General features: G+C 48.4%; 8 protein-coding genes. 7 read left to right on the forward strand and 1 reads right to left on the reverse strand.

Translation table 11 applies throughout. The features are described from left to right. Window positions 1–30: 30 nt before the first annotated feature. Genes ACKI5J_RS01875 through ACKI5J_RS01885 form a run of 3 tightly spaced genes read left to right on the forward strand, consistent with a single transcriptional unit; the run spans window position 31 to window position 3,195 of the window. Window positions 31–1,242 carry a glycosyltransferase gene (locus tag ACKI5J_RS01875; RefSeq protein WP_407425936.1) on the forward strand — a complete coding sequence of 404 codons (1,212 nt, stop codon included), beginning with the start codon at window positions 31–33 and terminating at the stop codon, window positions 1,240–1,242. Further along, complete coding sequence (locus ACKI5J_RS01880; RefSeq protein ID WP_407425938.1) at window positions 1,223–1,861, forward strand: putative colanic acid biosynthesis acetyltransferase; 639 nt, start codon at window positions 1,223–1,225, stop codon at window positions 1,859–1,861. Before ACKI5J_RS01875 ends, ACKI5J_RS01880 begins: the two co-directional genes overlap by 20 nt. A gap of 38 nt (window positions 1,862–1,899) precedes the next feature. Then, window positions 1,900–3,195 (forward strand): WcaI family glycosyltransferase, encoded by a 1,296-nt coding sequence (locus ACKI5J_RS01885; RefSeq protein WP_407425940.1) that lies wholly within the window; start codon window positions 1,900–1,902, stop codon window positions 3,193–3,195. A gap of 4 nt (window positions 3,196–3,199) precedes the next feature. Here ACKI5J_RS01885 and ACKI5J_RS01890 read toward each other — a convergent pair whose 3' ends face one another. Then, window positions 3,200–3,565: a helix-turn-helix domain-containing protein gene (locus ACKI5J_RS01890; RefSeq protein WP_407425952.1), complete on the reverse strand. Its 366-nt coding sequence runs from the start codon at window positions 3,563–3,565 to the stop codon at window positions 3,200–3,202. Window positions 3,566–4,044: 479 nt separating this feature from the next. On the opposite strand from ACKI5J_RS01890, the gene rfbB reads away from it, so the two are divergent. The 4 genes from rfbB to rfbA all read left to right on the forward strand — a co-directional run. Beyond that, window positions 4,045–5,097, forward strand: coding sequence for a dTDP-glucose 4,6-dehydratase (gene rfbB / locus ACKI5J_RS01895; protein ID WP_407425942.1), 1,053 nt, complete (start codon window positions 4,045–4,047; stop codon window positions 5,095–5,097). Window positions 5,098–5,129: 32 nt separating this feature from the next. Continuing rightward, window positions 5,130–5,669 (forward strand): dTDP-4-dehydrorhamnose 3,5-epimerase, encoded by a 540-nt coding sequence (rfbC, locus tag ACKI5J_RS01900; protein ID WP_407425944.1) that lies wholly within the window; start codon window positions 5,130–5,132, stop codon window positions 5,667–5,669. After that, the gene (rfbD, locus tag ACKI5J_RS01905) at window positions 5,666–6,523 is read left to right on the forward strand and encodes a dTDP-4-dehydrorhamnose reductase (protein ID WP_407425946.1); all 858 of its coding nucleotides are present in this window, start codon (window positions 5,666–5,668) and stop codon (window positions 6,521–6,523) included. Before rfbC ends, rfbD begins: the two co-directional genes overlap by 4 nt. A 2-nt stretch (window positions 6,524–6,525) precedes the next feature. Next, window positions 6,526–7,229, forward strand: a 704-nt coding sequence (gene rfbA / locus ACKI5J_RS01910; RefSeq protein ID WP_407425948.1) for a glucose-1-phosphate thymidylyltransferase RfbA, incomplete at its 3' end; no start/stop codon positions are given.

Consider the following 7,229-nt stretch of genomic DNA (forward strand, 5'->3'; position numbering starts at 1 on the left):
CTATCAACTAATCGATTTTAGATAATAAAGATGAAAGTTTTACATGTTATACCATCACTTGATCCAAAGTCCGGTGGGATGTCACAGGCAGTTAGGACGCTGGTCGCCGGCCTCCACTCGCAGGATATTCAGAATGATGTGGTTACACTTGATGAACCAACTGCCGGATATATAAAAGATAGCTCAATAATCGTGCACGCACTCGGGAAGGGGTCCGGTCCCTGGTGCTATAACAAAGCCCTATACCCCTGGCTGGTCGGTAATTTACCAAACTATGACCGGGTGATTGTTCACGGTTTATGGCAATATCCAGGTTTCGCATTGTTCAAAGCCGTAAAAGAAGTAAAAGTGGAATATTACGTAATGCCGCACGGAATGCTTGATCCCTATTTTCAACGGTCAAACGGCCGCCGCTGGAAGGCCCTTCGTAATACGGTATACTGGCAGTTTATCGAAAGACATGTGGTGAATTCAGCAGATGGCTTGATGTTTACCTGTGAAGAAGAGAAACGACTTGCACTTGAGCCTTTCAGCCCTTATAAGCCAAAGAAGGAAGTGGTGGTAGGATTGGGAGTGGATCAACCGCCTGTTAAGAGCAGTGAAATGATGGATCTTTTTTATGCGTGCTATCCTGAATTGCGTGACAACAAGTATATTCTCTTCCTCAGCAGAATACACGAGAAAAAAGGTGTTGATATGCTGGTGGAGGGGTATCGCGAAATGGTAAGGCAGCTCATTGAGAACGATCCTCGGGCTGTAGTGCCCAGGCTTTTGATAGCAGGTCCTGGTCTTGAAACGCCTTATGGAAGGCAGATTCTTAAACAGGTGGATAATGCTCCCGGACTGCGAGATTACATCATCTTTCCGGGCATGCTGTCCGGCGATATGAAATGGGCAGCCTATTACGGTGCCGGTGCTTTTATACTTCCCAGTCACCAGGAGAACTTTGGAATCGCGGTAGTTGAGGCGTTGGCTTGCAGTAAGCCTGTTTTAATTTCCAACCAGGTAAACATCCATAGAGAGATCTCGGCTGCACAGGCTGCAGTCGTGGCAGATGATACTCCTCAAGGTACTTATAAGCTCCTCAAATACTGGAGTCAAATGTCAGCTGAAGTAAAAGGAAGAATGGAGCGAAATGCAAGATATGTATATGAAAAGCACTTCGCCGTTGAGCCTGCTATGCAGCGAATAATCGAAGCATTGAAATTAAAAGATAAAAAGCATGGACCTGTTACAGCGTAAACAAGATGTTGATCCCTATTTACAACCGACGTTCACCCTTATAAACCGTCTTAGGCGCTTGTTGTGGATCGTGTCATGGGCCCTTCTTTGCAGATGGACGCCGAGACCTTTGCATGTGTGGAGGGCTTTTGTTCTGCGAGTTTTTGGAGCCAGGATCGGACGCCAAAACGCCATTTATCCCGATGTAACGATCTGGGCACCCTGGTTGTTGCATACGGAGGATGTGGTGCGCATAGGACCGGGGGCTGAAATTTACAATCCCGGTGGTGTATATCTGTCGCATCATGTGACTATCTCGCAGTCAGCCTATATCTGCGGGGCGACTCATGATTATAACTCTCAGGACTTTACCTATATCACTAAGGAGATAAAACTGGAGCCTTATGTATGGATTTGTGCCAGAGCCACCTTATTACCTGGCGCTTACTGCGAGGAGGGAAGCGTCCTTGGTGCAGGTTCCTTAAGCAGCAAGAAACTGAAGGCATGGACGGTTTACGCCGGAAATCCTGCCAGGGCGGTTCGGTTACGAAATAATTTTTTAGAAGCCAAGGATTCTGAAATCCGGGAAGATTTTACAGATCTCTATCCTTCCGCTGCAGAAAAAATACTCTTTCTCTAACTCTCTCTCTCCATAAACCTTATAAATCATACTCTCATATGAAAAAAGACATCGTCGCGAAAAAGAAAGTACTCATATTAGGAATAAACTTTGCCCCCGAACTCACCGGAATAGGCAAATATACAGGCGAAATGGTCGATTGGCTGGTCGAAAAAGACTATGACGTCACCATGGTAACATCTTTTCCCTATTACCCCAACTGGAGCGTACAGAAACCATATTCTGGCAGGACATATAAAAAGGAGACTGAAAAAGACGGTAAGCTTAGTATCTACAGATGCCCGATGTATGTTCCGGCTGTTCCCTCCGGAGGAAGAAGGGTATTGCAAGAATTGACCTTCTTGCTCAGCTCATTTGTTGTCATTTTTTACTTATTGTTTAAAAAAGGACATCAGCAGATTTTCATTATGGCACCGCCGTTTCATCTCGGTTTCCTGGGATTATTTTATCGTTTTTTTAAAGGAGGCAAGATCGATTATCATATTCACGATATGCAAATAGAGGCGGCAAGGCAATTGAAGGTTATTAAAGCCGATATCGCATTTAAGGTTCTTCTGAAATTCGAAAAATATATCTTAAATCGTGTCGATTATGTAAGTACAATTTCCGGCGGGATGAAAGCGAAGGTTCAAAAGAAGGTTAAACGTGATATCATCATGTTTCCTAATTGGGTCGATACCCAGAAGTTGTTTCCGTTGAATAATAGGCGGGGCTTGAAAAGAAGCTGGGGGTATCAGGAAGATGATAAAATAATTCTTTATTCAGGAAGTATCGGTGAAAAACAGGGTTTACAAAGCCTTGTCCCTATCGCAAAAAGCATGGAAGCCTATCGTTTTATCAAATTTGTAATTTGCGGAATAGGGCCCTATAAGGAGGAGCTAATGAAGCTTGCTGCAGATGCGAAGCTTACCAATATAAGCTTTCTCCCTTTGCAGCCATTAGATCAATTTAATAACCTGCTCAACATGGCTGATGTGCACCTCGTTCTGCAGAAAAAGAATGCTGCCGATCTGATGTTGCCTTCAAAGCTTACAGGAATATTATCATCCGGCGGTCTGGCGCTCGTGACAGCAGATCCTGGAACGTCCCTTTATCAAGCGGTGGTTGACCACAAAATGGGCGTGGTAATACCAAGTGAAGATGATGATGCACTAAGAGATGCTATCCTGGACTGCTGCATCTCTGACCATACCAGCGAAACCCTGAAGGGTCGCTGGTATGCAGAAAAGTATCTTAATAAACATCAGATTTTAAGCAATGTGATGTCATATGTAACAGAACCGAGCCTGGTTGACCAAAATACGCTGAAGTATCTTGATCTTTCTAACGCTTGATTGATTAAATCGCTACCGATACTTTGTTTGAAAGCAAGGTATTGTAGCGTTCCAGTAGGTCGATATATTTATCTTTCCAGTAATACTTATTGTAAGGATCGTCTGAATCGGCCAGGTTGTTTCCCAAAAACGACTTTTTCTTAAATCCTCTTTCAAAGTCTTCTGAAGTAAAAAGCTGTGGGAGTTCCACAGAGAAGTCATGGTTGATCACGCAACCGATCCTATAAATGATCTCAGGCTTTAATTGTTGCTGATTGAACCAGTTGTAAACGGATCGGCGGTTTACATTTGTCAGTCGCGCTACGTCGCTGATGGAGTGTCCGTTCCTTCTTACTACTTTTTCGATAATTTGTCCGTGATGTTGCATAATTGAGAGTTTGTTAATTTTGTTATTGTTGCTTTTTGTGATAATATATCACCTTGTTATACACTTCTATAAATCGCATTTCGTGTATTATGTTCCACATGTGGGGATTTAATTACACATATAATAGGCGTTACTACTCCATTTTTCTCGGAAAACTGAGCGCCGTCATATTTCGTGATGCTGCTCGACCATCCTCCTCACAATAAAAAGTTCAATATCTATACCGCATAAAACACTTCCCATATTTGCACAGATTCCAGCCTGTTTACTTTCCGTGCCGGAGCAATCTTTAATGAAACTGTATTTTCGGCTACTCATCATTGGTTACCATTAGCGTGTTATTCATAACAAGCATCGAGTCTGTTTTCTTACCGCCGCATCGAAAGTTCTTTCCAAGATTATTGCCTGGTTTATTTGGCTTATAGACGCAAAAAATAAAAAAATGAAATATCTTGCGGACTTTTAGAATAATGCAGAGTAATATGAAAAAGATACTCATTACCGGCGGCGCCGGTTTCATCGGCTCTCACGTCGTCAGACGCTTTGTCAACACCTATCCGGAATATCAGATCGTCAACCTGGATAAGCTTACTTACGCAGGGAACCTGGAAAATCTGCGGGATGTAGAAAACAAGCCGAACTACCGCTTTGTGAAGGGTGATATCGTGGACGGGGCCTTCATACAAACCCTGTTTGAGACGGAAGGCTTTGACGCGGTCATCCACCTGGCCGCCGAGAGCCATGTTGACCGCTCGATCACCAGTCCGCTGGATTTCGTACTGACCAATGTGGTGGGTACGGTAAACCTGCTGAACGCAGCCCGCCAGAGCTGGAAGGACGACTACAGCAGCCGTCGTTTCTATCATGTCTCTACCGATGAGGTATACGGAACGCTGGGAGAAACAGGGCTGTTCACCGAAGAGACGGCCTATGACCCGCACAGCCCTTATTCAGCCTCCAAGGCCAGCTCCGATCATTTCGTTCGGGCCTACGCCGATACCTACGGCATGGATACGGTGATCTCCAATTGCTCCAACAATTACGGTTCTTTCCATTTCCCGGAAAAACTGATCCCTCTTGCCATCAATAACATCAAGAATAATAAACCCGTTCCGGTCTACGGTAAGGGAGAGAACATCCGCGACTGGCTGTGGGTAGAGGACCATGCCCGTGCCATAGACGTGATCTTCCACAAATCGGCAAGTGGCCAGACCTATAACATCGGTGGCCATAACGAATGGACGAACATCGACCTGATCCGCACGCTCTGCGCGGTAATGGACCGCAAGCTGGGCCGTGCCGAAGGAGAGTCGGCTAAGCTGATCACCTTTGTCACCGACCGTGCCGGCCATGACCTGCGTTACGCGATCGACTCGAGCAAGCTGCAGCGGGAGCTGGGCTGGACGCCAAGCCTTCAGTTTGAAGAAGGACTGGAGAAGACGGTAGACTGGTACCTGGAGAACCAGGAGTGGCTGGAAAACGTCACCTCGGGCAACTACCAGTCTTACTACCAGGGACAGTACAACGACAGATAAGAGCAACGATATTTTATACCCTACACCCCAACATGGAAATCATTACCACCCTACTGGAAGGCTGCGTGATCATCAAGCCCGCCGTTTTTCCCGATGAGCGGGGATACTTTTATGAAAGCTTCAATGAGCAGCGCTTTAACCAGAAGCTGGGCCTGGATGTTCACTTCGTGCAGGACAACCAGTCGGCCTCCGGCTATGGCGTGCTGCGCGGCCTGCACTATCAGCAGGGCGACCATGCCCAGGCCAAGCTGGTCCGTGTGATCAGCGGCGAGGTGCTGGACGTAGCGGTCGACCTGCGTGCCGGCTCGGCCACTTATGGTCAGCACTACAGCGTGTTGCTGAGCGCCGAAAACAAACTGCAGTTCTTCGTGCCGCGGGGCTTCGCCCACGGCTTTGTGGTACTCAGCGAGACGGCTGAGTTCTTCTACAAATGCGACAACTACTATAACAAAGCATCCGAAGGCGGCCTGCATTATGCAGATCCGGCACTGAATATTGACTGGCAGGTACCTACCGATCAGCTCCTGGTGAGCGAGAAGGACCAGGTCTTGCCCCATCTGGATCAACTATGAGCAAAATAATCGTACTGGGAGCCTCCGGTCAGCTGGGCACCTGTCTGAAGATGGTATCCACCCGCAGAGGGATCCAGGATATCGCCTTTCCGACCGAAGAGCAGGGGAACATCCTGGATATGGCCGGACTGGAGGCCTTATTCACCACCCATACTCCTCAATATGTCATCAACTGCGCGGCCTATACGGCCGTAGACAAAGCCGAAGACGAGCTGGCCCTGGCCCGCCGGGTAAACCGTGACGGGGCATCGAACCTGGCCCGCCTGTGCAAGAGCCATGGTGCGGTGCTGGTACATATCTCGACCGACTTCGTTTTCGAAGGCAATACCCCCAGGCTGCTCACCGAAGAAGATGAGGCCCTGCCCATCAGCGTATACGGGCTGACCAAGCTGGAAGGGGAGCAGGCCATCACCGATCTGCTGGAGGCGCATTATATCCTGCGTACCAGCTGGCTGTATTCCGAATATGGCAACAACTTTGTCAAGACCATGCTGAAGCTGGGAGCAGACCGCGACGAGCTGAGCATCATTGCCGATCAGGTAGGGGCACCAACGTATGCTATAGACCTGGCCGACGCCATTCTGAGCATCATCGAATCGGGCAAGAGTGCGTACGGGATCTACCATTACAGCAATGAAGGGACAATCTCCTGGTATGACTTCGCTATGGCGATCTTTGATATCAGCGGCACGCCGGTAAAAGTGCATCCCATCACCACGGCGCAGTACCCGACCAGGGCGATGCGTCCGGCTTTCTCGGCGATGAACAAGAGCAAAATCAAGAGCACCTTTTCGATGGATATCCCTTACTGGAGGGACAGCCTGATACGGTGTATTAATGTATTAAAAGCATAATCATGAAAGGAATAATACTGGCCGGAGGCTCCGGCACGAGATTGCATCCCCTGACGCTGGCCACCAGCAAGCAGATGATGCCGGTTTACGACAAGCCGATGATCTATTACCCGCTGTCGATACTGATGCTGGCCGGGATCCGGGAGATCCTGATCATCTCGACGCCGCATGACCTTCCGGGCTTTGAGAAGCTGCTGGGCGACGGTTCCAAACTGGGCTGTAGGTTTTCGTATGCGGTGCAGGAAGAACCCAACGGACTGGCGCAGGCCTTTGTTATTGGCGAGGAGTTTATCGGCAAGGACAGCGTAGCGCTGATCCTGGGCGACAATATCTTCTACGGCGACGGCCTGTCGCACCTGTTGCAGGAGCTCAATGAGCCCCAGGGCGGTGTGGTGTTTGCCTACCCGGTATCCGACCCGGAGCGTTATGGTGTAGTGGAGTTTGATGCAAACAAGAAGGCCATCTCGATCGAGGAAAAGCCGGCCGCGCCTAAATCCAACTATGCCGTACCGGGACTGTACTTTTATGATAACTCGGTTGTGGAGATCGCTAAGAACATCAAGCCCTCACCACGCGGAGAATACGAGATTACAGACGTGAACAAGGTCTACCTGGAGCAGGGCAGGCTGAAAGTAGGTGTGTTAAGCAGGGGCACTGCCTGGCTGGACACCGGAACCTTCAACTCGCTAATGCAGGCCGGACAGTT

Origin of the sequence: Arcticibacter sp. (assembly GCF_045629565.1) — a bacterium.
GTDB lineage: Bacteria > Bacteroidota > Bacteroidia > Sphingobacteriales > Sphingobacteriaceae > Arcticibacter.

Excerpts from the sequence above, each read along its gene's own strand:
- ACKI5J_RS01875 (WP_407425936.1), top strand. The coding sequence starts at position 31 with ATGAAAGTTTTACATGTTATACCATCACTTGATCCAAAGTCCGGTGGG.
- ACKI5J_RS01880 (WP_407425938.1), top strand. The coding sequence starts at position 1,223 with ATGGACCTGTTACAGCGTAAACAAGATGTTGATCCCTATTTACAACCG.
- ACKI5J_RS01885 (WP_407425940.1), top strand. The coding sequence starts at position 1,900 with ATGAAAAAAGACATCGTCGCGAAAAAGAAAGTACTCATATTAGGAATA.
- rfbB (WP_407425942.1), top strand. The coding sequence starts at position 4,045 with ATGAAAAAGATACTCATTACCGGCGGCGCCGGTTTCATCGGCTCTCAC.
- rfbC (WP_407425944.1), top strand. The coding sequence starts at position 5,130 with ATGGAAATCATTACCACCCTACTGGAAGGCTGCGTGATCATCAAGCCC.
- rfbD (WP_407425946.1), top strand. The coding sequence starts at position 5,666 with ATGAGCAAAATAATCGTACTGGGAGCCTCCGGTCAGCTGGGCACCTGT.